24 protein-coding genes are annotated in these 23,984 nt (G+C 62.7%); 8 read left to right on the top strand and 16 right to left on the bottom strand.

Annotated features, from left to right (window positions below; genetic code table 11):
• Positions 1–16: 16 nt before the first annotated feature.
• Both NKH03_RS06040 and NKH03_RS06035 read left to right on the top strand, forming a co-directional pair.
• Positions 17–772, top strand: a complete 756-nt coding sequence (locus tag NKH03_RS06040; RefSeq protein ID WP_352967608.1) for a molybdopterin-synthase adenylyltransferase MoeB — start codon at positions 17–19, stop codon at positions 770–772.
• 4 nt (positions 773–776) lie between these two features.
• A complete protein-coding gene (locus tag NKH03_RS06035) occupies positions 777–1,265 on the top strand; it encodes a GNAT family N-acetyltransferase (RefSeq protein ID WP_352967607.1) in 489 nt (162 codons plus the stop codon).
• A 30-nt stretch (positions 1,266–1,295) separates the two neighbouring features.
• Here NKH03_RS06035 and NKH03_RS06030 read toward each other — a convergent pair whose 3' ends face one another.
• Complete coding sequence (locus tag NKH03_RS06030) at positions 1,296–2,297, bottom strand: 2-hydroxyacid dehydrogenase (protein WP_352870151.1); 1,002 nt, start codon at positions 2,295–2,297, stop codon at positions 1,296–1,298.
• A 159-nt stretch (positions 2,298–2,456) separates the two neighbouring features.
• Here NKH03_RS06030 and NKH03_RS06025 point away from each other — a divergent pair, with 159 nt between their 5' ends.
• The gene (locus tag NKH03_RS06025) at positions 2,457–3,017 is read left to right on the top strand and encodes an SH3 domain-containing protein (RefSeq protein WP_352870150.1); all 561 of its coding nucleotides are present in this window, start codon (positions 2,457–2,459) and stop codon (positions 3,015–3,017) included.
• A gap of 47 nt (positions 3,018–3,064) precedes the next feature.
• Here the strand turns inward: NKH03_RS06025 and NKH03_RS06020 are convergent, their stop codons facing one another.
• A complete protein-coding gene (locus NKH03_RS06020) occupies positions 3,065–3,439 on the bottom strand; it encodes a DUF4260 domain-containing protein (RefSeq protein WP_352967606.1) in 375 nt (124 codons plus the stop codon).
• Positions 3,436–3,867, bottom strand: a complete 432-nt coding sequence (gene irrA, locus NKH03_RS06015; protein ID WP_024503471.1) for an iron response transcriptional regulator IrrA — start codon at positions 3,865–3,867, stop codon at positions 3,436–3,438. Before irrA ends, NKH03_RS06020 begins: the two co-directional genes overlap by 4 nt.
• Before the next feature lie 242 nt (positions 3,868–4,109).
• Here irrA and fabA point away from each other — a divergent pair, with 242 nt between their 5' ends.
• From fabA to NKH03_RS05995, 4 genes are all read left to right on the top strand, one after another.
• Positions 4,110–4,625 (top strand): 3-hydroxyacyl-[acyl-carrier-protein] dehydratase FabA, encoded by a 516-nt coding sequence (gene fabA / locus NKH03_RS06010; protein WP_352870148.1) that lies wholly within the window; start codon positions 4,110–4,112, stop codon positions 4,623–4,625.
• A 49-nt stretch (positions 4,626–4,674) separates the two neighbouring features.
• Positions 4,675–5,895 (top strand): beta-ketoacyl-ACP synthase I, encoded by a 1,221-nt coding sequence (gene fabB, locus NKH03_RS06005; RefSeq protein ID WP_023758107.1) that lies wholly within the window; start codon positions 4,675–4,677, stop codon positions 5,893–5,895.
• Positions 5,896–5,928: 33 nt separating this feature from the next.
• A complete protein-coding gene (fabI, locus tag NKH03_RS06000; RefSeq protein ID WP_109666399.1) occupies positions 5,929–6,741 on the top strand; it encodes an enoyl-ACP reductase FabI in 813 nt (270 codons plus the stop codon).
• Between the two features lie 206 nt (positions 6,742–6,947).
• Complete coding sequence (locus NKH03_RS05995) at positions 6,948–8,492, top strand: putative bifunctional diguanylate cyclase/phosphodiesterase (protein WP_352967605.1); 1,545 nt, start codon at positions 6,948–6,950, stop codon at positions 8,490–8,492.
• 15 nt (positions 8,493–8,507) lie between these two features.
• Here NKH03_RS05995 and NKH03_RS05990 read toward each other — a convergent pair whose 3' ends face one another.
• The 10 genes from NKH03_RS05990 to rimP all read right to left on the bottom strand — a co-directional run bounded on the left by NKH03_RS05990 (position 8,508) and on the right by rimP (position 20,773).
• Positions 8,508–9,527, bottom strand: a complete 1,020-nt coding sequence (locus tag NKH03_RS05990) for a class I SAM-dependent methyltransferase (protein ID WP_352875881.1) — start codon at positions 9,525–9,527, stop codon at positions 8,508–8,510.
• 96 nt (positions 9,528–9,623) lie between these two features.
• Positions 9,624–11,771, bottom strand: a complete 2,148-nt coding sequence (gene pnp, locus NKH03_RS05985) for a polyribonucleotide nucleotidyltransferase (RefSeq protein ID WP_352967604.1) — start codon at positions 11,769–11,771, stop codon at positions 9,624–9,626.
• A gap of 279 nt (positions 11,772–12,050) precedes the next feature.
• Positions 12,051–12,425, bottom strand: coding sequence for a 30S ribosomal protein S15 (gene rpsO / locus NKH03_RS05980; RefSeq protein WP_352875885.1), 375 nt, complete (start codon positions 12,423–12,425; stop codon positions 12,051–12,053).
• 78 nt (positions 12,426–12,503) lie between these two features.
• The gene (gene corA, locus NKH03_RS05975; RefSeq protein ID WP_352870143.1) at positions 12,504–13,598 is read right to left on the bottom strand and encodes a magnesium/cobalt transporter CorA; all 1,095 of its coding nucleotides are present in this window, start codon (positions 13,596–13,598) and stop codon (positions 12,504–12,506) included.
• A 43-nt stretch (positions 13,599–13,641) separates the two neighbouring features.
• A complete protein-coding gene (gene truB, locus NKH03_RS05970; RefSeq protein ID WP_352870142.1) occupies positions 13,642–14,673 on the bottom strand; it encodes a tRNA pseudouridine(55) synthase TruB in 1,032 nt (343 codons plus the stop codon).
• Positions 14,673–15,098: a 30S ribosome-binding factor RbfA gene (gene rbfA, locus NKH03_RS05965; RefSeq protein ID WP_352601443.1), complete on the bottom strand. Its 426-nt coding sequence runs from the start codon at positions 15,096–15,098 to the stop codon at positions 14,673–14,675. The genes truB and rbfA overlap by 1 nt, the downstream gene beginning before the upstream one ends.
• Before the next feature lie 126 nt (positions 15,099–15,224).
• A complete protein-coding gene (gene infB, locus NKH03_RS05960; RefSeq protein WP_352870141.1) occupies positions 15,225–17,798 on the bottom strand; it encodes a translation initiation factor IF-2 in 2,574 nt (857 codons plus the stop codon).
• Positions 17,795–18,445, bottom strand: a complete 651-nt coding sequence (locus NKH03_RS05955) for an RNA-binding protein (protein ID WP_352875892.1) — start codon at positions 18,443–18,445, stop codon at positions 17,795–17,797. Before NKH03_RS05955 ends, infB begins: the two co-directional genes overlap by 4 nt.
• Positions 18,446–18,483: 38 nt before the next feature.
• A complete protein-coding gene (nusA, locus tag NKH03_RS05950) occupies positions 18,484–20,079 on the bottom strand; it encodes a transcription termination factor NusA (protein WP_352870139.1) in 1,596 nt (531 codons plus the stop codon).
• A 49-nt stretch (positions 20,080–20,128) separates the two neighbouring features.
• Positions 20,129–20,773 (bottom strand): ribosome maturation factor RimP, encoded by a 645-nt coding sequence (gene rimP, locus NKH03_RS05945; protein WP_352967602.1) that lies wholly within the window; start codon positions 20,771–20,773, stop codon positions 20,129–20,131.
• A 286-nt stretch (positions 20,774–21,059) separates the two neighbouring features.
• Between rimP and NKH03_RS05940 the strand changes: the two genes are divergently transcribed.
• The gene (locus NKH03_RS05940) at positions 21,060–21,224 is read left to right on the top strand and encodes a hypothetical protein (protein ID WP_082525350.1); all 165 of its coding nucleotides are present in this window, start codon (positions 21,060–21,062) and stop codon (positions 21,222–21,224) included.
• A gap of 61 nt (positions 21,225–21,285) precedes the next feature.
• Here NKH03_RS05940 and trmB read toward each other — a convergent pair whose 3' ends face one another.
• From trmB to NKH03_RS05925, 3 genes are all read right to left on the bottom strand, one after another.
• A complete protein-coding gene (trmB, locus tag NKH03_RS05935; RefSeq protein ID WP_352967601.1) occupies positions 21,286–21,987 on the bottom strand; it encodes a tRNA (guanine(46)-N(7))-methyltransferase TrmB in 702 nt (233 codons plus the stop codon).
• A gap of 23 nt (positions 21,988–22,010) precedes the next feature.
• Positions 22,011–23,276, bottom strand: a complete 1,266-nt coding sequence (gene metK, locus NKH03_RS05930; RefSeq protein WP_352872133.1) for a methionine adenosyltransferase — start codon at positions 23,274–23,276, stop codon at positions 22,011–22,013.
• Positions 23,277–23,445: 169 nt separating this feature from the next.
• Positions 23,446–23,865: a helix-turn-helix domain-containing protein gene (locus NKH03_RS05925; RefSeq protein WP_352872132.1), complete on the bottom strand. Its 420-nt coding sequence runs from the start codon at positions 23,863–23,865 to the stop codon at positions 23,446–23,448.
• Between the last annotated feature and the right edge of the window lie 119 nt (positions 23,866–23,984).

Raw genomic sequence — 23,984 nt, 5'->3', positions numbered from 1 at the left:
GCTATATGATCCGGCGATGACCCCTGCCGCCCTGAACGCCGACGAGATCGAACGCTATGCCCGCCACATCGTGCTGCCCGAGATCGGCGGCGCCGGCCAGCAGAGGCTGAAGCAGGCGCGAGTGCTGGTCATCGGCGCCGGCGGGCTGGGCGCACCGGTGCTTGAATATCTTGCCGCCGCCGGCGTCGGCACGCTCGGCGTGGTCGATGACGACACCGTTTCGCTTTCCAACCTGCAGCGTCAGGTCATTCACGGCACCGATAGTGTCGGCATGCTGAAAACCCATAGCGCCGAGGCGGCAATCGCCCGCATCAATCCCAACACCACTGTCGAAACGCACACGTTCCGGCTGACCACGGACAATGCCCCCGCCCTCGTCGCCGGCTATGACATCGTCGTCGACGGTTCCGACAATTTCGAAACCCGCTATGTGGTGGCCGATGCCTGCGCGAACGCTGGGAAACCGCTGGTGCATGCCGCTGTCGGACGCTTCGACGGCTCCGTCACGGTGCTGAAGCCATTCGAGGACGGCAAGGACGGCAAGCCCAATCCGGGCTACCGCGATCTGTTTCCCGAGGCGCCACCGCCTGGCCTGGTGCCGTCCTGTGCCGAAGCCGGCGTGCTTGGTGCGCTGACCGGTGTCGTCGGCACGCTGCAGGCAATGGAGACGATCAAGCTGATCACCGGCGTCGGCGAGCCGCTGGTCGGCAGGCTGCTGCTCTATGATGGGCTGGCGGCGCGCTTCGACACGATCCGCTACAAGAGAAACTGACTGCGTGGAGCGGACCGAAGCTGTCTCCATTGCGCAGATTCCGGCCGATTTCGACCGTTGGAACGATGTGCTCGCACTGATCATGCGTGCCTTCGCCTCGATGGACGGGGTTATCGACCCACCCTCCTCCGCCCACCTGCTGACCGCGGACAGCCTGCGGGACAAGGCTCGGCGGGAGACCGGCTTCGTGGCACTCAACGGCGACAGGATCGTCGGCTGTATCTTTGCCCTTGAAAGGCTGGCGGAACTTTATGTCGGCAAGCTCGCCATCGCGCCGGACTGCCAGGGACAGGGCATTGGCCGGCGGTTGATGCAGGCGGTCGAAGATCTTGCCCGCAGCCACGGCAAGGTGGCAATCGAGCTTCAGACGCGGATCGAGCTGACCGGAAACCATGCAGCCTTTGCCCGCCTCGGCTTTTATGAGACCGAACGGACGGCGCATGAGGGCTACGACAGGCCGACCTCGATCACCATGCGCAAGGTGCTTGTGTAAGCCCGGTCTTTCATCTGCGTTTCGATTGCGTCAGGTTCGCAGTGGCAGCACGCGGTCCGGAGGGCGATGGCCATCGACGAAGGCGCGGATGTTGATGATGACCTTTTCACCCATGTCGATGCGGCCTTCCAGCGTCGCCGAGCCCATATGCGGCAGAAGCACGACCTTGTGCTTGGCGGCGAGCTTCAGCAGCTTGCCGTTCAAAGCCGGCTCGTGCTCGTAGACATCGAGGCCGGCGCCGGCAATCTTGCCGTCCTGGATCAGCTTGACCAGTGCTTCCTCGTCGATGATGTCGCCGCGCGCGGTGTTGACGACATAGGCCGTGGGCTGCAGCAGCGCCAGCCGCCGCGCCGAAAGCAGATGGAAGGTTGCCGGCGTCGATGGGCAATTGACCGAAATGATGTCCATGCGGGCCAGCATCTGGTCGAGGCTTTCCCAATAGGTCGCCTCCAGCCCGTCTTCGACGGCCGGCAGCACGCGATGGCGGTTGTGGTAATGGATCGACAGGCCGAAGGCCTTGGCCCGCCTGGCGACGGCGGTGCCGATGCGCCCCATGCCGACAATGCCCAGCCGCTTGCCCCAGATGCGCCGGCCAAGCATCCAGGTCGGCGACCAGCCGGCCCATTTCTTGTCGCCGGTGAGCACGTTGGCTCCTTCCGCCAGCCGCCGCGGCACCGCCAGCATCAGCGCCATGGTCATGTCGGCTGTGTCCTCGGTCAGCACATTGGGCGTGTTGGTGACGGTGATGCCCCTCTTGGCCGCGGCCTCGACATCGATCTTGTCGACGCCATTGCCGAAATTGGCGATCAGCTTGAGGTTGTCGCCGGCCTGGGCGATCAGTGCCGCGTCGATGTGGTCGGTCACCGTCGGCACCAGCACGTCGGCCTCCTTGACAGCCGCGACCAGTTCCGGCTGCGTCATCGGCCTGTCCTCGACATTCAGCCGGGCGTCGAACAGTTCGCGCATGCGGGTCTCGACCGGGTCGGGCAGCTTTCGCGTGATGACGACGAGAGGCTTCTTTTTGCCTACCATTGTTTCCTCGTACCCCGATCTCGTTGAGACCTCTTTAACCAAGACCGGCGAAACTGAAAGCCGGTCGCGGTACCGATTACCTCATGTAACAAGCGGTGCCGCCGAAGACAAAGAAAAAGGGGCGCCGCTGCCGCCAGGCAAGCGCCGAAAGGAATGAAAGTGTCTGGTTTCGCGTCGTTTCGCCTGACCCTCAGCGCAGCACTTCTCGGCGCTTTGCTTTATTCTCCGCTTGCCGCGGCGCAGAGCGCGGCGGCACCCGCGCAGAGCGTCGTCACGCTCGGGCCGAGCGGTTTGCCGCTGCCGCGATTCGTCAGCCTGAAATCCGGCCGCGTCAACTCGCGCGTCGGCCCCGGCGCCAACTACTCGGTCGACTGGATGTATATGAAGGCCGGCCTGCCGATGGAGATCATCCAGGAATTCGATACATGGCGCCGCGTGCGCGATGCCGATGGGTCGGAAGGCTGGATCAACCAGTCGCTGCTTTCCGGCCGGCGCACGGCAATCGTCGCACCGTGGCAGCGCGGCAAGGGCGCCCAGATCAATCTTCTCAACAGCCCCGACAAGGACGCAAGGGTGGTCGCGATGGTCGAGCCGGGCGTCATGGGCACGATCAAATCCTGCGATGGCCAGTGGTGCGAAATGACGTTCGATGGCCACACCGGCTGGCTTGCCCAGTCGATCGTCTGGGGCGCCTACCCCGGCGAGCGGGTCAAGAACTGATTTTTACCCCTTTTGACCGCGACATCTCGAAGAGTCGCGGTCGTGGTTTAGCGCCCGATGCGGCCGAGATGGGTGTCCTGAAAGCCGGTTGGCAGCTTCAGGCCGTAGCCCAGCGCACGGTCGATGGCGATGTGGGCGATCCAGATCAGCGCAACCGCCATCACGGTCGCATTGCCCTCCATGTGCCCGGCGAGCAGCAGCAGCACGGGCACGATCAGAATATGCAAGGCGTTGTAGGCAAGGGCGCCGACGCGCGGTCCCGCCAGATAGCCGAACATCGACAGGTCAGGCGCCAGGACAAGCAATCCGAAGAGCCACCAGGAAACGCCGATCGACGCATAGAATACGAAGGCGCCCACCGCAACGATTGCCCATTCGAGCCGTATCGTCAGATCAAGCGGCTTCAATCCCTCGCCGCTCATTCGCGGCGCTTGGGGCGCAGCCTCACCACGATGTCGACATTGGCGATTTCCATCCCCTCCGGCGGCTCCGGCAGGTTGGCAACGGTCACCGGACCGCTGTCGATGTCGAATATGCGGTTCTCGCCTTCGATATAGAAATGGTGATGGTCGGAGGTGTTGGTGTCGAAATAGGTCTTGGCGCCCTCGACGGCGAGGATGCGCAGCAGTCCCGCCTGGGTGAACTGGTGGAGGGCATTGTAGACGGTGGCCAGCGACACCGGCACGCCGGCGGCGACGGCCTCCTCGTGCAGTTCCTCGGCCGACAGATGACGGTCGCCCTTGGCGAAAAGCAGATCGGCCAGCGCAATGCGCTGACGCGTCGGCCTTAGGCCGGCTTCACGGACCCGCTTGTCCACAGCGACATTTTCCTTCCGGCCGTCCAGGTCCATCTTCTTGTCGAACCCCACAGTTCCGCCCCAAGACACGCCCAGAATGGCAAAAAAATGAACGTCTGCCGAAACCGGGCCTCCGCCGACATATATTCTGTCGCCCGAATGCGATCAATAGCGCGCATTGACCCAGGCAGACGAGCAGGTTAAGCGCAAACGCCGGTTTCCGGCCTGAAACAGATTGTGTTAGGAAACCAACGACAAGGGCGCCCGATAGCCCGGAACGATATGGGGAGAGATTGATGCCGGGTAAATCCAGCTACGAGTACGACGAATTGCTGGCCTGCGCCCGCGGCGAACTGTTCGGACCGGGCAATGCCCAGCTTCCCTATCCGCCCATGCTGATGTTCGACCGTATCACCGAGATCAGCGAGACGGGCGGCGCCTTCGAGAAGGGTTTCATCCGCGCGGAATTCGACATCAAGCCCGACCTGTGGTTCTTTGCCTGCCATTTTATCGGCAATCCGATCATGCCGGGATGCCTCGGCCTCGACGCCATGTGGCAATTGACGGGCTTCTATCTTGGCTGGCTCGGCGAACCCGGCAAGGGAATGGCGCTGTCGACCGGTGAAGTGAAATTCAAGGGCATGGTGACGCCCTCGGTGAAAAAGGTCGAGTATGGCATCGACTTCAAGCGCGTGATGCGAGGCCGGCTGGTGCTCGGCATCGCCGATGGCTGGCTAAAGGCGGACGGCGAGCCCATATACGCGGCAACGGACCTGAAGGTCGGTCTGTCCAAGCAGTCGGCGGTCGTTTGACCGCAGCCCTGGCCAGCCTCCTGGCCAGCATCCCTGGAAGGAGTTGCGAATGAGACGTGTCGTAGTCACAGGCCTCGGCATTGTGTCGTCGATCGGCAACAATGCCAACGAAGTGCAAGCCTCGCTGCATGACGCCAGATCCGGCATCAGTTTCTCCGATTCGTTCGCCGAGCATGGCTTCCGATGCCAGGTCTGGGGCGCGCCGACGCTCGATCCATCCGCCATGATCGACCGCCGGGCGATGCGCTTCCTGAGCCAAGGTGCGGCCTGGAACCACGTCTCCATGGACCAGGCGATCGCGGATGCGGGCCTCGAAGAGAGCGACATCACCAATGAGCGCACCGGCATCGTCATGGGATCGGGCGGACCATCCACCCGCACCATCTTCGAGGCGGCCGAGACCACGCTGAAGAACGGCAGTCCCAAGCGTATCGGTCCGTTCGCGGTGCCGAAGGCGATGTCGTCGACCGCATCGGCGACGCTTGCCACCTGGTTCAAGATTCACGGCGTCAACTATTCGATCTCTTCGGCCTGTTCGACCTCGGCGCATTGCATCGGCAATGGCTACGAACTGATCCAGTGGGGCAAGCAGGACATAGTCTTTGCCGGCGGCCACGAGGATCTCGACTGGACGATGTCGGACCTGTTCGACGCCATGGGCGCCATGTCGTCGAAGTTTAACGACAAGGCATCGACCGCTTCGCGCGCGTATGACGCCAATCGCGACGGCTTCGTCATTGCCGGCGGCGCGGGCGTGCTGGTGCTGGAAGAGCTTGAGCATGCCAAGGCGCGCGGCGCCAAGATCTACGCCGAGATCGTCGGCTACGGCGCGACCTCGGATGGCTACGACATGGTTGCCCCGTCAGGCGAGGGCGCGGTCCGCTGCATGCGCCAGGCACTGGCCACGGTTTCCACGCCGGTCGATTACATCAACACCCATGGCACATCGACGCCGGTGGGCGATTCCAAGGAAATGGGCGCGATCCGCGAGGTGTTCGGCGAAAAGATGCCCTACATCACCTCGACAAAATCGCTGACCGGCCATTCTCTGGGCGGGGCCGGCGTGCAGGAATCCATCTACTCGATCCTGATGATGCAGGGCGGTTTCATCGGCGAAAGCGCCCATATCGAGACCCTCGACCCCGAATTCGAGGGCATGCCGATCGTGCGAAAGCGCATCGACGACGCCAGGATCGACACTGTCTTGTCTAATTCGTTCGGCTTCGGTGGCACCAACGCAACGCTCGTTTTCCAGCGCTATTCCGCATAAGGCCAGCGTTTTTTTTAATAAGGATTGGCGGCCATGGACGGATTGATGAAGGGCAAGCGCGGGCTTGTCATGGGTGTCGCCAACGATCATTCGATCGCCTGGGGCATTGCCCGGAAATTATCCGAACATGGGGCGGAACTCGCCTTCACCTATCAGGGCGATGCCTTCGGGCGCCGGGTCAAGCCGCTGGCAGACAAGCTCGGTGCCTCGCTGGTGGTGCCGTGCGACGTCGAGGACAGCGCGTCGGTCGCCGCGACGTTCGAGACCCTGGGCAAGGAATGGGGCGGGCTGGATTTCGTCGTCCACGCCATCGGCTTTTCAGACAAGAACGAGTTGAAAGGCCTTTACGCCGACACCAGCCGGGACAATTTCGTCCGCACCATGGTGATCTCCTGCTACTCCTTTACCGAGATCGCCCGCCATGCCGCCGCCCTGATGCAGGACGGCGGATCGATGATCACGCTGACCTATGCGGGGTCGGTCCGCGTCATGCCGAACTACAACGTCATGGGCGTCGCCAAGGCAGGGCTGGAGGCCAGTGTGCGCTACCTCGCCAATGATTACGGTCCGCGCGGCATCAGGGTCAACGGCATATCGGCTGGACCCGTGCGCACGCTTGCCGGCGCCGGCATTTCCGACGCCCGCCACATGTTCTCCTACCAGCAGCGCAACTCGCCGCTGCGTCGTACGGTGACCATCGACGAGGTCGGCGGCTCCGCGCTTTATCTACTGTCCGATCTATCTTCCGGCGTTACCGGCGAAATCCACTATGTCGATTCCGGCTATCACATCGTTTCCATGCCTACGCTGGACGAATTGAAGCAGACCGACGGTGGACGAGACTAATGCATGTCGCCCAAGAGTGCGCGGCGGTTTTGGGACAACGACATTTATAAAACAAAAGCTTAAAATGCGCCGACGGAATCCGTTTCAACCCGACGCGCTTTAACCCTCTCAAGAAATACTTTCGCTCCAATAAAATTAGACGCATTCGCGGAAACTCATTTTAAGGACATGTCCGCTAGAAAGCCCCGTACTCTGGGGATCTTTCAATGTCCGCCGTCAGCAACCCGAAGCGAACACCTGTGTTCCGACTGCTCACCATAGCGAGCTCGGGCCTCGGCAGTTTCGTCCTCGGACTCTGGGGCCTGAAGCTCGGTCTCGGCGATGGCTTTGCCGGCATCTCCGCGGACATGATGGTCGCGGTGATGGCCGCGCTTTGCGCACTGGCGGCGTCGGCAGCCGCGATGTCCTTCTTCGCCGGCGTCGACGAATCGGCGGATTTCGTCTTCACGGAAACCCATTTCGACAAACTGACGGGTCTTTTGGCGCGTCCGGCGATGGTCGGCAAGATTGCCGAGGCGGCGTGCTCGACAAGCCGGACCGGCGAGCCGATGTTCCTCATCGACATCGATATAGACCGGTTCAAGCAGATCAACGACGCCATCGGCTACAGCCAGGGCGACGAGTTGATCCGCGCCTTCACCAACCGCTTGAGAACGTGCGTGCCGCGGCGGGCGCTGATCGGACGCATCGGCGCCGGTGAATTCGCGGTTCTACTCCCCGACAATCAGGTGTCCGGGTCGCTGGAAAGCACCATCGAGAGGCTCATCGACGAGATGATGGAGCCCTATGAACTCAGCACGCACCTGCAATCGGTCAGCCTGTCGGTGGGCATCGTGGCGATGCCAAAGGACGGTGTCGATCCCGTCCTCATCCTGCGCCGCTCCAATCTCGCGCTGCAGAATGCCCGCGCCAGCGGCGTCGGCAACTGGTCTGTCTTCCATGCCGAAATGGGCAGGGTCGCCGATCATCGCCAGTGGATCGAATCCGAACTGAATACAGCTTTCGAGCGCGGTGACTTCGATCTTCACTACCAGCCGCAGCTCGACCTCCCGACCGGCCGCATCGTCGGCTATGAAGCGCTGATCCGCTGGCGGCATCCCGAACGTGGCATGATCCCGCCGATGGAGTTCATCCCGATCGCCGAGGAAACCGGCATGATCGGCCCGATCGGCGAATGGGTGCTGCGCAAGGCTTGCAGCGACGCCCGGCATCTGCCCGACGACTGCTTCGTTGCCGTCAACATCTCGCCCGTGCAGTTCATGACCAAGGACTTCGTCGGTACCGTGCGCGATACCATGACGAGCACCGGCATCAAGCCGTCGCGGCTGGAACTGGAAGTGACCGAGACGGCGATGATGCAGGACCGCGACCGCGCCGCCGCCATACTGAAGCAGCTTGCAGACATGGGCATCTCGGTCGCCGTCGACGATTTCGGCACCGGCTATTCCAATTTGAGCTATCTCATCGATTTCTCGTTCGGCAAGCTGAAGATCGACCGGTCCTTCGTCAGCCGCCTCGATACCGATTCCAGCTCCGGCGCGGTCGTCTCGACCATCGTCGGGCTTTCGCGGGCGCTCGGCGTCAGCATCATTGCCGAAGGCGTCGAGACCGAAAGCCAGGCGACGCTGCTCAGGGCGGCTGGCTGCGAGGTGGTGCAAGGCTATCTGTTCGGCCGGCCGGCACCACTCAAGTTCAGGGTTGGCGACGCGCATGTCACCGACGAGGTCCGACGCGTCGCCAATCTGCATTAAACGCTACGCATTGTATCAACGCCGCGCGGCAAGCACCTTGAACATGCCGTCGCGAGCGAGTTCGGCATGGCTCGAAAAGGCCGCCGACAGGATCGGCTCATAAGGAAGCTGGCGGTTGGCGACCATGAACAGCCGCCCGCCTGGCTTCAAGGCCTTGGCCGCAGCGCGGATCATGCCGGCGCCGATCTCCGGCTCGGCCGCCCGGCTGCGATGAAAGGGCGGGTTCATGACGATCGCGTCGTAGCGCTTCTCGACCGGTTCTTTCAGCAGATCGGTCCAGAAGAAGTTCCTGGCGATCGACTGGCTAACCCCTGCCAGATTGAGCTTCGCGGCTTCGAGCGAGGCGAAATCCGCCTCATGGAGGTCGAGCGCCAGAATGCCGGGTGAATGGGCGGCTATCTCGGCCGCCAAATAGCCCCAGCCGGCGCAGAAATCGGCAACACTGCCACGCAGATCATTGGGCAGGTTCTCGACCAGCAGTTTCGAGCCGGTATCGATCCGGTCGAAGGAAAACATGCCGGGCGCGGTATGGAACCGGCCTTCGACCAGCAAGGCGGGATTGGCGGCACGCAATTCTTCCGCGGCGGCCAGATCGGCGGAACGGCGAAACCAGAAGGCGATGCCGTGATGTTTCGGTAGATGACCCTCAAGCGGCACAAGCTCGTCAACGCGCCTGCGCAGGCTGGCAATGCCATCGTCCTTGCCGCCGGCAACGACGACCAGCCCGCCCGGCGCCACGCGCTCAAGCGCCTGCGCGATGCGCACTTCGTTCAGGCCGCGATGCCGACCGGCCAGCACGAGTGCCATGTCGAAGCCGTCGCCTTCCGCCTGCGCGGTGACGATGACGCCGGAGGTCTGCAGCGCGCAAAAATGCGGCCGGAAGCCCTGCACGAGATGAAGCGCGGCCTCGAAGCCTTCGGGCAGCCGAAAACCCGGTTCGGCGCCGAGAAATAGGACGCGCCCATCCTTTGCGGGCAAAGCAACAGCCTCGGCCTCAAATGGATGAAAAAGGGTCTTCAGCGGCTCGGCGGACATTTTTCGATCTCGAAATGAAGTCTGTCTCTACAGCCCGAAAATGAAAACGGGCGCGACATAAGCCGCGCCCGTTTCGAGTCATGAACTCAAGACCGATCAGGCAGCGTTTTCTTCGCCTTCGGTCTTCTTGTCGCGGGCAAGTTCCTTGCCGGTGGCCTGGTCGACGACCTTCATCGACAGGCGGACCTTGCCGCGCTCGTCGAAGCCCATCAGCTTGACCCAGACCTTGTCGCCTTCCTTGACCACGTCCGAGGTCTTGGCGACCCGGTCGTTGGCAAGCTGCGAGATGTGGACGAGGCCGTCACGCGGACCGAAGAAGTTGACGAAAGCGCCGAAGTCGGCGGTCTTGACGACCGTGCCTTCGTAGATTTCGCCGACTTCCGGCTCGGCGACGATGGTGTGGATCCACTTCTTCGCCGCCTCGATCTCCTTGGCGTTGGACGAAGCGATCTTGACCGTGCCGTCGTCCTCGATGTTGATCTTGGCGCCGGTCTTTTCGACGATCTCGCGGATGACCTTGCCGCCCGAGCCGATGACGTCGCGGATCTTGTCGGTCGGGATGTGCATCACTTCGATGCGCGGTGCGAACTCACCGAGTTCCGAACGCGCGCCGGTCAGAGCGTGCGCCATCTCGCCGAGGATATGCTGGCGGCCATCCTTGGCCTGGTCCAGCGCGATCTTCATGATCTCCTCGGTGATGCCCTCGATCTTGATATCCATCTGCAGCGAGGTGATGCCGTTGGCGGTGCCGGCGACCTTGAAGTCCATGTCGCCGAGGTGATCCTCGTCGCCAAGGATGTCGGAGAGAACGGCGAAACGCTCGCCTTCCTTGATCAGGCCCATGGCGATGCCGGCGACGGGCTTGGCCAGCGGCACGCCGGCATCCATCAGGGCCAGCGAGGTGCCGCAGACGGTCGCCATCGACGACGAGCCGTTGGACTCGGTGATCTCCGAGACGACACGCAGCGTGTAGGGGAACTGGTCGGCGCTCGGCAGCATCGGGCGGATGGCGCGCCAGGCGAGCTTGCCATGGCCGATTTCGCGGCGGCCCGGCGAACCCATGCGGCCGGTCTCACCGACGGAGTAGGGAGGGAAATTGTAGTGAAGGAGGAACTTCTCCTTGTACATGCCGGTCAGCGAGTCGACATACTGCTCGTCCTCGCCGGTGCCGAGCGTGGCAACGACCAGCGCCTGGGTCTCGCCGCGGGTGAACAGTGCCGAACCATGGGTGCGCGGCAGGACGCCGACTTCGGAGACGATCTTGCGGACCGTCTTGAGGTCACGACCGTCGATGCGCGAGCCGGTGTCGAGGATGTTCCAGCGCACGACCTTGGCCTGGAGTTCCTTGAACACGGTGCCGATCTGCTCGGAGGTGTACTTGGCGTCCTCGCCTTCAGCCGGGGCAAACGCGGCCTTGACCTTGGCCTTGACGGCGTCGACGGCGGCATAGCGCTTCTGCTTGTCGACGTTCTTGTAGGCAGTGCTGAGCTCGTCGCCGACGATCTTCAGCATCTCGGCTTCAAGGGCGGAATAGTCCGGCGCGGTGAAATCACGCGGCTCCTTGGCGGCGACTTCGGCCAGCTTGATGATGGCGTCGATGACCGGCTGGAAGCCCTTGTGGCCGAACATGACGGCGCCGAGCATCAGCTCTTCGCCGAGTTCCTTGGCTTCGGACTCAACCATCAGCACGGCGTCGGTGGTGCCGGCGACGATCAGGTCGAGCTTCGATTCCTGCATCTCATCGACGTGCGGGTTGAGCACGTATTCGCCGTTGATGTAACCGACGCGGGCGCCGCCGATCGGGCCCATGAAGGGTACGCCCGACAGGGTCAGGGCAGCCGAGGTGGCAACGATCGACAGGATGTCGGGATCGTTCTCGAGATCGTGCTGGACGACGGTGACGACGATCTGGGTGTCGTTCTTGTAGCCCGAGGCGAAGAGCGGGCGGATCGGGCGATCGATGAGGCGGGAAACCAGCGTTTCCTTCTCGCTCGGACGGCCTTCACGCTTGAAATAGCCACCCGGGATCTTGCCGGCGGCATAGGTCTTTTCCTGGTAGTTGACGGTCAGCGGGAAGAAATCGAGGCCTGGCTTCGGCTCTTTCATCGAAACGACGGTGGCGAGAACCTTGGTCTCGCCGTAGGTGGCGAGCACCGCGCCATCAGCCTGGCGCGCGATCTTGCCGGTTTCGAGGATGAGCGGACGGCCGCCCCATTCGATTTCCACTTTGTGGTGATTGAACATATCTTGTCCTTAATATGAGGAAAGGGCCGCGCCGTTTCACGGTGCGCGGATGCCCTTTCCCTTGGCTTCCTTTCTCGGGCAGCCACGGGCAAGACAACGGGAAGCTCGGGTAATTTCGGCGCGGCTAGCGCGCACGAGCGTCCTGCAATCCTGCCCCATGACCGTCCATGGGCGGTTTCGAGTGCCCTCTGCACGATCGAAACCGGGTCTGGCCAGTCGATGCGACTGGCAGAATGCGCGACCGGCGGACTTTCCGAAGAAAGCCCGCCGGTCAATTCGTCAGCGGCGCAGACCGAGCTTCTCGATCAACGTCTGGTAGCGCGCGTCGTCCTTGCGCTTGAGATAATCAAGCAGGCTGCGGCGCTGGGAGACGAGAGCGAGCAGACCACGGCGGGAATGGTTATCCTTCTTGTGGTCCTTGAAATGGTCGGTCAGGTTCTTGATGCGCTCGGAAAGGATGGCCACCTGGACTTCCGGAGACCCGGTATCGCCCTTGGCGGTTGCGAATTCACCCATCAATTCCTGTTTGCGCTCGGCAGTAATCGACATCGTGTTTTTCCTTATCTGTTTGAGGAAACGGGTCGCCCTCAGCCGGGATGTCGTCCAGCAGGGGCCGGTACAAGCAAAGCGTCTTAGCGCTGTGCTGCGGCGCATATAGTGCAATTCCCCGGAAAATACCAGCCCAATTCACAAGCCGGCTTTTCAGATCGAAAATGGCCGGTTTTATCCTTGTCAGAGCCATTTCTTCCATTTGAAGAAGGCAATCAGCCCGAACGCGACAAGCGCCATGAACAAAAGCGACAGGGGATAGCCGTAGTAGGCCTTCAGCTCGGGCATGTTCCAGGGCGAAGACCCTGGATCGAAATTCATGCCCCAGATACCGACCAGGAAGGTAAGCGGCATGAAGATGACCGAGACGATGGTGAGATAGCTGATGACGTCGTTGGTGCGCGCCTGGCTCAGCGACAGATGCATCTCGATCAGGCCGGTCAGCATGTCGCGCTGGGTTTCGACCAGTTCGATCAGCCTGAGCGAATGGTCGAGTGTGTCGTTGAGGAAGATCTTGGTCTCGGCCTTCACATAGGGCACGTCGTTGCGGATGAGCGTCGCCAGCGCGTCGCGCAGGGGCCACAGCACCCCTTTCAGCACATTGGCATCGCGCCGCAATTCATGCAGCTGCCGCATCTGATGCTTGTCCGGCGAATGCAGCATCTCGTCCTCGATGCTGTCGACCAACTCGCCGGCCGCCTCGATCGGCGGAAAATAACTGTCGACGACGGCGTCGACCAGCGCATAGGCGAGATAGTCCGCTCCACGCGCGCGCAACCGGTTGGGCGCCGAACTCTCGATGCGCTTGCGCACGGGATCGAAGGGATCGCCTTCACGTTCCTGGAAGGTGACGACGAAATTATTGCCGAAGAAGACGGAGATCTGCTCATAGCGGTGCGACGTGACATCGTCGATCATCCTGACGACGACGAAGGCATGGTCCTCGAAGAAATCGACTTTCGGCCGCTGGCCGGTGTTGACGACGTCCTCCAGCGCCAATGGATGCAGGCTGAAAATGCGGCCGATCTCCTCGATCAGGGGGATATTGGCGAGGCCGGTGCAGTCGAGCCAGATAACCGGCCATTTGTCGCAATGGGTGTTGAGGTCGTCGATGCTGGCGTTTTCGATGGTCTGGAATTTCTGCGGCGAGATCATGGTCAGCCGCAGTTCCGAGCGACGAGCCGCCGGGTCGGCGATCAGCGTGCCCGGCGATGCACCGACCGGCGGCCGCCGCGTCCTCACCGGCGCCCGCTTCTTCACCGCTTCAGCCTTTGCCATGGAGCCCCTCTAACGCTATCCCGCGGACATTAGATGAGTGCCCTCAGCCGGCAAAGACCCGCTTGGGCTTGAACATGCCTTGCTCGATGGCACCGATGGCGACCAGCTTGCCGCGCGCCGTGGCGCAGGCTTCCTCGGCTTCCACCGGCGCGTCGCGGCCACGGATGATGACTGGATTGCCAAGGCGGATCTTGGTCGCCGCATCGTCGCTGATGGCGACCTGCGGCAGGCAGTCGAGGGCGGCCGCCGTATCGACCAGAAGCGCATCGATGGCGTCGAAGTCGATTGGCGCTTCCACCGCGCCAGCGGCTTCTCTCGCGTCAATGGCTTCTGTCATGCCGGAGGCTTCTGCCGTGTCGGCGACATCCGTCGCCTCCGAGCTGTCTTCATCCCGCACGCCGAAACGAGCGGCTTCCAGCTCGGCGATGGTGACGAAATCCTCCGGCGTGAACGGCTCGACCTCGACCCGGCGCAATTCTGAAATATGGCCGAAACAGCCGAGGTCGCGGCCCATGTCGCGGGCCAGCGAGCGCACGTAAGTGCCCTTGCCGCATTCGACCTCGAAAACCGTATGATCGGCGTTGTGCCCGACAATATCGAGCCGGCCGATCTCGACCTCGCGAGGTGGAATATCGACTGTCGCGCCATCGCGGGCCAGATCATAGGCGCGCTCGCCCGCGATCTTGATGGCCGAGAATTGTGGCGGCGTCTGCATGATGATGCCGGTGTATTTCGGCAGCAGGGCAAGCACCTCGGCCTCCGACGGACGCAGATCGGACTCCTTCGTCACCGGACCCTCGAGATCATCGGTGGAGCGCTCCTGCCCCCACGCCACGGTAAAGCGATAGATCTTGGCGCCGTCCTGCACGTAAGGCACGGTCTTGGTGGCCTCGCCAAGCGCGATCGGCAGCATGCCGGAGGCGAGCGGGTCGAGCGTGCCGGCATGGCCTGCCTTTTCCGCCTGGAACAGCCATTTGATCTTGGAGACGGCCTCGGTCGAGCCCATGCCGACCGGCTTGTCCAGGATCAGCCAGCCCGAGATCGGCCGGCCTTTCTTCTTGCCGCGACGCGCCACTATTCGGTGTCCTTGTTGTCGTCTTTGTCCTGGTCTTCAGGACCCAGATCGCGCGCCACCTCGGGCGACTTCAACAGGTCGTTGATCCTGGCGAAATTGTCAAAGGAGGTGTCGAGCTTGAAGCGGAACTCCGGCATGAACTTCATCTGCCGCAATGCGCCCGAGACACGGCCACGGACGAACTTCGCATGCTTGTTCAGCGCCTCGACCACCGCATCGGTATCCTTGGCGCCGAGCGGCGAGACGAAAGCGGTGGCGACCTTCAGGTCGGGCGACATGCGCACTTCCGAGACCGAGACCACGGTGTTCTCGATCAGCGGATCGATGATCTCGCCGCGTTGCAAGGTCTCGGACAGCGCATGGCGAACCTGTTCGGCGACGCGCAGCATGCGCTGGGATGGGCTGGATGCGGTTGGACGGGGCATTTTTCTCGATCCTGAAAGCGTGGGGCGCGGGATGGGACCGTGCCGCATGTCTCATATGGGCCATTCTCAATAGACCTTGGGCGGCGGCCTTTCGACCACCGCCCGGTATGGACAAGTCACTCGAACTCAGAGCGTCCGGGTCACCATCTCGACGCGGAAGCACTCGATGACGTCACCGACGCGCATATCCTCGTAGTTCTGGAAGGCCATGCCGCATTCCTGGCCGCCGGGGACTTCCGAAACTTCGTCCTTGAAGCGCTTCAGGGTCTTCAGCGTGCCCTCGTGGATGACGACGTTGTCGCGGATCAGGCGCACGCCCGCACCACGCTCGACCTTGCCTTCGGTGACACGGCAGCCGGCGATCTTGCCGACCTTGGTGATGTCGAAGATTTCGAGGATCTGCGCGTTGCCGATGAAGGTCTCGCGACGCTCCGGCGACAGAAGGCCCGATAGAGCCGCCTTCACGTCATCGACGAGGTTGTAGATGATCGAGTAGTAGCGGATCTCGATGCCCGCGGCCGCCGCGGCGGCACGCGCCTGGACGTTGGCGCGGACATTGAAGCCGATGATCGCGGCACCCGAAGTCTCCGCCAGCGACACGTCGCTTTCGGTGATGGCGCCGGCGCCGGCATGGACGATGCGCGCACGCACTTCGTCGGTGCCGAGCTTGTCCAGCGCCGCGTTGATCGCCTCGATCGAGCCCTGCACGTCGCCCTTGATGACCAGCGGGAATTCCTTCAACCCGCTCGTCTGCAACTGCGACATCATCTGCTCGAGCGAACCGCGCTGGCCGGCATGCTTGGCAACCGCCTTCTCGCGCGCCAGACGCTGGCGATATTCGGTGATTTCGCGGGCGCGGGCCTCGTTGTTGACCACGGCGAAGCGGTCGCCGGCCTGCGGTGTACCCTGCAGACCAAGCACCTCCACGGGCATCGCCGGCGGCGCTTCCTTGATCTGCGCGCCACGATCGTTGACCAGCGCGCGCACCCGGCCCCATTCGTTGCCGGCAACAAGGATATCGCCCGGCATCAGCGTGCCGGTCTGCACCAGAACGGTGGCGACGGGGCCACGGCCCTTGTCGAGCTGGGCCTCGATGACGACGCCCTCGGCGGTACGATCCGGATTGGCCTTCAGGTCGAGAATTTCGGCCTGCAGCAGGATCGCCTCGAGCAGCTTGTCGAGATTGGTGCCCTTGGTCGCCGACACTTCGACGTCCAGAACTTCACCGCCCATGGATTCGACGAAGACCTCGTGGCGCAGCAGTTCGGAGCGGACTTTCTGCGGATCGGCGTCATGCTTGTCGATCTTGTTGATCGCCACGATGATCGGAACGCCGGCCGCCTTGGCATGGCTGATCGATTCGATCGTCTGCGGCATGACGCTGTCGTCGGCCGCGACCACCAGGATGGCAATGTCGGTCGCCTGGGCGCCACGAGCACGCATCGCCGTGAAGGCGGCGTGACCGGGGGTGTCGATGAAGGTGATCTTGTGACCGCCCTTCTCGACCTGGTAGGCGCCGATATGCTGGGTGATGCCGCCGGCTTCGCCGGAGACCACGTTGGCGTTGCGGATGGCATCGAGCAGCGAGGTCTTGCCGTGATCGACGTGACCCATGATCGTCACGACAGGCGGACGCGACACCAGGTCCTCGGCATTGTCGGCGATGTTGAAGAGGCCTTCCTCGATGTCGGATTCGGCGACGCGGCGAACCGTATGGCCGAATTCGGTGGCAACCAGTTCGGCCGTGTCGGCGTCGATGACGTCGCCCGGCTTCAGGATCTGGCCCTGCTTCATGAAGAACTTGACCAGGTCGACCGCACGCTCGGACATGCGTTGCGCCAGTTCCTGAATGGTAATCGTCTCTGGCAGGATCACTTCGCGCATGACTTTCTCGCGAGGCTCATTGTGCATCGCGCGCTTGAATTTTTCCTGGCGGCGACGCATCGACGACAGCGAACGGGCTCGCGCATCTTCGTCGGACAATGCTGAATTCAGCGTCAGCTTGCCGCGGCGGCGGTCTTCCTCGCTCTTGGTCGGCTTGGCCGGACGCGCCACTTCGGGCGTGACCGGACGGCGCACCGGAGCACCGGCACCAGTCCGCTTCGGCTTGGCCTGTTCTTCGTCGTCGACCGTCGCAAGTTCGGCGGTCAGCGGCGCGCGGCGGCGCGCCTCTTCCTCGGCCCGACGGCGGGACTCGGCCTCGGTCTGCAACCGCGCCTCTTCCTCGGCCTGGCGGCGCGCGGATTCATCACGTTCGCGCTTGCGGCGCTCTTCATCCTCGGCGCGGCGCTTGGCATCCTCGGCGGCGCGCTGACGGTCTTCGACCTCGCGAACCTTCGAGCCCTCGAGCGCCCTGCGGCGTGCTTCCATTTCACTGCGCGACAGTTCGTTCAGCACCATGCCGCCGCGCTCGACCGGGGCCGGCGGCGCGGGTGGTGGCGCCTTCGGCGCTTCCTGAACGACGGCGGGTGCGGCCACGACCGCCGGCTTCGGTGTGAAGACGGGAGCGGCAACCGGCTCCGGCTTGTCGCCGGGCATCGAGAACTTGCGCTTCTTGGTTTCGACGACGACCTGCTTGGTGCGGCCGTGCGAGAAGTTCTGGCGCACAGTGCCCTGTTCCATACCGGGGCGCTTCAGCGTCAAGGTCTTCTTCGGCGTCACACTCAGCGTATTGTCGTCACCCGATTTCGTATCGTTCATTCCATATCCTCTGCGGCATCATCTTCGTCAGCAACAGCCGCAAGCATTGCCAGATCGTCCGGGGAACCGCCCCGATACCGGTCGAGCGCAACCATGCGCTTCTGGACCGCCCTGCCCGCGTCTCCCGCGAGAACGGCAGCATGTATCACATTTGTACCCCCCAATGCCAAGCTCAACTCGGCCTCGGAGAAAAGTTTGTAGGCAAGGATTGCGGGGCCGCCGAGATGGACTGTCGCCCGTCGTGCCTGGCTGATCTTGCGTACACCGTCGTCGGACGCTTCGGTCGCGTGAAGCACGAAAAGCGCCAATCCGCCGCGCACAGCGCTCTCGACCTTGGTGGCGCCCAGCGCAATCGCGCCTGCCTTGCGGGCAAGACCAAGCATGCCCAGAGCGTATCTGGAAAGCAACCCGTCGACCATGCCGCCAAGATCGGGCGGCACGGCCACCTGTGCCTTGAAGGCGCGAGCGAAAAGGTTCTTCGCCGCAGCCTTGTCGATATGTAGGCGGTCGGCGCTCACCCAGCAACCTCGGCCGGGCAAATTTCTCTTGATGTCGGGAACGACGGCCGAATCCGGGCCGACGACGAACCGGATCAGATCATCCGGTTCGGCCTGTCTGCGGGTGACGATGCAGGTGCGATCGTTCATCTCGTCCAAGGGCGGGTTCGGTGCGATGCGGTTTCACCTCACGCACCAACGGCTTCGTCAGCCGATTCTTCTTCGGCCGCAAGCTCGTCTTCGGTGATCCATCCAGCCTTAAGGCGGGCGGCCAGAACCATCTGTTCGGCATCGGCGCGTGTCACGCCATGATTGGCCAGCACGCCGGGGAATACCTTGGTTTCGCCGTCCTTGCGTTCCTTCCAGCCGGTCAGGTCGTCGGCGGCATAGCCGGCAAAGTCCTCGATCGTCTTCACGCCGTCCTCGCCGAGCGTCACCATCATGGCGGTGGTGATGCCAGGGATTTCGCGCAATTCGTCCGAGACGCCGAGGGCCTTGCGCTTGTCGTCGTGTTCGGCTTCGATCTTCTCCAGATATTCGCGGGCGCGGGTCTGGATTTCCGAAGCGGTGTCCTCGTCGAAGCCGTCGATCGAGGCGATCTCGCCGGAATCGACATAGGCGACTTCCTCGACGCTGGTGAAACCTTCGGAGGCGAGCACCTGGCCGACCATCTCGTCGACGTCGAGGGCTTCCATGAACAGCGACGACCGCTCGACGAATTCCTTCTGGCGACGCTCGGACTCTTCGGCCTCGGTCAGGATATCGATATCCCAGCCGGTCAGTTGCGAAGCAAGCCGCACGTTCTGGCCGCGGCGGCCGATGGCCAGCGACAGCTGGTCGTCGGGAACCACGACCTCGATGCGTTCGGCATCCTCGTCGAGCACGACCTTGGCGACTTCCGCCGGCTGCAGCGCGTTGACGATGAAGGACGCCGCCGAGGGCGACCACGGAATGATGTCGATCTTCTCGCCCTGCAATTCCCCGACGACGGCCTGGACGCGGCTGCCGCGCATACCGACGCAGGCGCCGACCGGATCGATCGAGCTGTCGCGCGAGATGACCGCGATCTTGGCGCGCGAGCCGGGGTCGCGGGCGACCGACTTGATCTCGATGATGCCGTCATAGATTTCCGGCACTTCCATGGTGAACAGCTTGGCCATGAACTGCGGATGGGTGCGCGACAGGAATATCTGCGGGCCGCGCTGCTCGCGGCGCACGTCGTAGACGTAAGCGCGGACGCGGTCGCCGTATTTGTAGTTTTCGCGCGGGATCAGTTCGTCGCGACGGATGATCGCCTCGCCGCGGCCGAGATCGACGATGACGTTGCCGTATTCGACGCGCTTGACAGTGCCGTTGACGATCTCGCCGATGCGGTCCTTGTATTCGTCATACTGGCGGTCGCGCTCGGCCTCGCGCACCTTCTGCACGATGACCTGCTTGGCCGACTGGGCGGCGATGCGGCCGAAATCCATCGGCGGCAGCTGTTCGGCGATGAAGTCGCCGAGCTGGGCGTCCGGATTGCGCTCGCGGGCCGAGGAAATGGCGATCTGCGTGGCGTAGTCATCGACCTTCTCGACCACTTCCATCAGCCGCTGCAGCTTCATCTCGCCGGTGTTCGGGTTGATGTCGGCGCGGATGTTGGTCTCCTGGCCGTAACGCGAACGCGCCGCCTTCTGGATCGCATCGGCCATGGCGGCGATGACGATCGACTTGTCGATCGACTTTTCGCGCGCGACCGCGTCGGCGATCTGCAGCAGTTCAAGTCTGTTGGCGCTTACAACCATAGTTTTTCTCCCGAGCCTGTTTGCCGGACCTTCGCGCCCGGCAGCTCAATCATAGTTCCTGTTCGTGTTCTTCCGTGGCGTCCGCTTCCGTACCCGACTCATCGTCGTCCGGTTCGCCGCGACGTTTTTTTGCTTCCTTGCGCGCCCTGTTGTCCTTCGACAAGGCATCGCGGATGAGATCGTCGGTCAGGATCAGGCGCGTTTCGGAAATCGCGTCATAAGGGACACGCACCGTCGGCTCCTCGCCATAGGCTGCCTTTTCGCGCTCGATCAGCACATCGTCTTCGCCGGCCTCGATGATCTTGCCCTTGAACCGCTTGCGATCGGCAACGACGATCGATGTTTCCATCTTGACCAGATGACCCGTCCAGGTCGTGAAATCCGATCTGCGGACCAGCGGCCGGTCGATGCCGGGCGACGAGACCTCAAGGTGATAGGCCTTTTCGATCGGATCGTCGACGTCGAGCGCCGGCGACACCGCGCGGCTGACCTCTTCGCAATCCTCGACGGTCATGGTTCCGTCCTCGCGCTCGGCCATGATCTGCAACGTCAGCCCGTTCTGGCCCGACAGATGCACCCGCACGAGGCGGAAGCCGATGCCGCGCAGAACCGGCTGGACGATCAGCGCGATGCGCGCATCGATGCCGCTTTCGCGGATGATGCGATCGTCGCCCTCGCTTGCCGTTGCAGTCATTGAGATCCTGTCGCTCTATTCCGAAGTCATCGGCGGGTAATAAAAAAGAGCGGGACCGGGTGGACCCACTCTTCGTCATACCGACCAAGAATTTGAGGTTGATATAAACGATCGTGGCCGGTGTTTCAAGCCCGCCGTGCGGGCCGCACAAAAGCCGTGACGGCGCCAGCGTTGCGCCAGACGCATGGCCTCCATGCGGCGAAACCCCTGCGAGCCGTGCCGCTGCATCCCCACTTATATCACATCGCACAAGATTTGCACGACACAGCACCGAAGGGGCATGACCATGACCAACCGCAAGATTTTATCCGCCATAGGCGAGCTCTTCACGACATTTGGCAGCGCGGTCGCTGCCTCGCGTGCCGTGGAAGCAGGCCGCAAGCCGCGCGCTGACGACCTGCGCAAGCTCGGAATGGATCCGGCTGTATTCAACAGGATCGGTCGTTTCTGAATCGGGCGAGTGGACGACACCCGCCTTCGCAACGGCCGGAGGCTAGTGGGCGTGAGCGCGCCTATGTTCTGACAAAAGTGAGATAGGCCGGCCGCCGGCCCTCACGAATGGCCTTCGCCTCGTAACGGGTGCCCGGCCAGCCATCATAGGGCCGGTGCCAATCCGCAGCCTCCGAAGCCTGCCACGCGAACGCGACATGCGCACGGCAATGCAGCAGGGTCCAGTTGACATACGTGTCGATATCGGATGCGAAGCGGAATTTTGAACCCGGCTTCAGCACCCGCGCGAAGCGCTCGAGATTGACCGGACTGACGAAACGCCGCTTCCAGTGTTTCTTCTTCGGCCAGGGATCGGGATAGAGCAGGTCGATACCGTCGAGCGAGGCTTGCGGCAGCCAATCCAGCAGCCGGGTGGCATCGTCGTCATAAACCCTCAGATTGGCGAGCGGTTTCTCCCGCACCGCCATCATCATCTTGGCCATGCCGTTGACGAAGGGCTCGACGCCGATAAAGCCGACCGTCGGCGCTTCGGTCGCGCGATGCAGCAGATGTTCGCCGCCGCCGAAGCCTATCTCGAGGCGAACCGCCGAAATATCCGCCTCAAACAGAGCGTGCAGATCGGCGGGCGGTTCAGCCGTCAGATCGAGCCGATATGTGCCGAAACCGCTTTCCAGTGCCGCCGCCTGCTGCGGGCGCATGGTCTTGCCGCGCCGGCGACCGAAGAAGGCTTCGGTCGCGCGGCTTGGTCTGTCCTTCGGATCCATGGCGGTACTTTGCGGCGTCGCTATCAGGCGGCGACCGCGTCCTTGAGCGCCTTGGCGAGGTCGGTCTTCTCCCAGGAGAAAGACCCGTCGCGGCCGGCCTTGCGGCCGAAATGGCCGTAGGACGACGTCTTGGCGTAGATCGGCTTGTTGAGATCGAGATGGCGGCGGATGCCGGATGGCGACAGATCCATCACGCTGCGCAGCGCCTCCTCCAGCTTTGCCTCGTCGACCTTGCCGGTACCGTGCAGGTCGACATAGACCGACAGCGGCTGGGCAACGCCGATGGCGTAGGAAAGCTGGATGGTGCAGCGGTCGGCGAGTTTCGCCGCCACGACATTCTTGGCCAGATAGCGTGCCGCATAGGCCGCCGAACGATCGACCTTGGTGGTGTCCTTGCCGGAGAAGGCGCCGCCGCCATGCGGTGCGGCACCACCATAGGTGTCGACGATGATCTTGCGGCCGGTCAGGCCGGCGTCACCGTCCGGCCCGCCGATGACGAACTTGCCCGTCGGGTTGATGTACCACATGCAGTTGTCGGCGATCTTCAGCTCGCCCAAGGCCTCGCGGATATAGGGTTCGACGACCTTGCGGACCTTCTTCGAATCCCAGCTCGCATCGAGATGCTGCGTGGACAGCACGATCTGCGTCGCCTCGGCGGCCTTGCCGTCGACGTAGCGAACGGTGACCTGGCTCTTGGCGTCTGGCCCGAGCTTGCCGGCTTCACCGCTGCCTTCGTGACGGGCAGCTGCCAGCAGTTCGAGGATCTTGTGGCTGTAGTAGATTGGCGCCGGCATCAGATCCGGCGTCTCGCGGCAGGCATAGCCGAACATGATGCCCTGGTCGCCGGCACCTTCTTCGCCCTGACGGTCGGAGGCGTTGTCGACGCCCTGGCCGATATCGGGCGACTGACCGTGCAGCAGGACCTCGATCTTCGCCGTTTTCCAGTGGAAGCCGGCCTGCTCATAGCCGATTTCGCGGATCGCCTTGCGGGCGACCGACTTGAACTTGGCCGGATTGACGACCGGATGGCCGGCGGCATCCGTGAGGATGTTGCCAGCCTTGTCCTTCTTCAGCAGCGTCTCGGGGACGCGCACCTCGCCGGCGATGACGACGCGGTTGGTTGTCGCAAGCGTCTCGCAGGCGACACGGACTTTCCACGGGTCCATGCCGGTCTTCTTGGCTTCGCGATAGACCAGATCGACGATCTCGTCGGAGATCCGGTCACAGACTTTGTCGGGATGGCCCTCGGCAACGGATTCCGAGGTAAAGAAGTAGTTCTGCCGCGTCACGGGTGTCCCCTCTTGAAAAACGATCGGCAGGCTGCCGATTTTGGCGCGCCACGTGTTAGCGGGGCGAAGCGCCGCTCGTCAAGCGATGCTTCGGTTCTGGCATGAATGTCGATGCAGTTATCTTGTGCCACCGGCGGCAGGGCGCCGCCGGTCCAAGCGTAATTGCGGATCAGTCGGCATCGTCGGTCGAGAGGGACTTGATCAGGTCTATGATCCTGCGGCGCACCTTGGCGTCGGCGATCTTGACAAAGGCCCGGTTGAGCTGAAGTCCTTCGGGACTGCCGCAGAATTCGACGGCGAAGGCCATCGACGCATCCTCGGCAAATCCACGGCCCGCCACGGCCTCCTGGCCGGGCGCATCCTCGAAAAAGAAGGCGACAGGCACGCCTAGGATGGACGCGATCGCCTGCAGACGGCTGGCGCCGACGCGGTTGGTGCCCTTTTCATATTTCTGAATCTGTTGAAATGTGATGCCGAGGTTTTCTCCCAGCTTTTCCTGGCTCATTCCAAGCATGTTGCGGCGAAGCCGGATGCGACTGCCGACATGGATATCGATCGGATTCGGTTTTTTCTTGTTGTCTTCTGTCATTTTTTCCTCGCCGAATTTTTTCGGCTTTTCTATTTTTTCCTGCCCAAACGAAGCCGGAGGCAACTGCCCCAACAGAACGATCAACCGACTTCGAGAAATATCAGGCGCTTACAGTATGA

Origin of the sequence: Mesorhizobium sp. M1406 (assembly GCF_040317555.1) — a bacterium.
Taxonomy (GTDB): domain Bacteria; phylum Pseudomonadota; class Alphaproteobacteria; order Rhizobiales; family Rhizobiaceae; genus Mesorhizobium.
The sequence above is the reverse complement of the archived record's forward strand: the minus strand, read 5'-3'. Positions and strand labels throughout refer to the sequence as shown.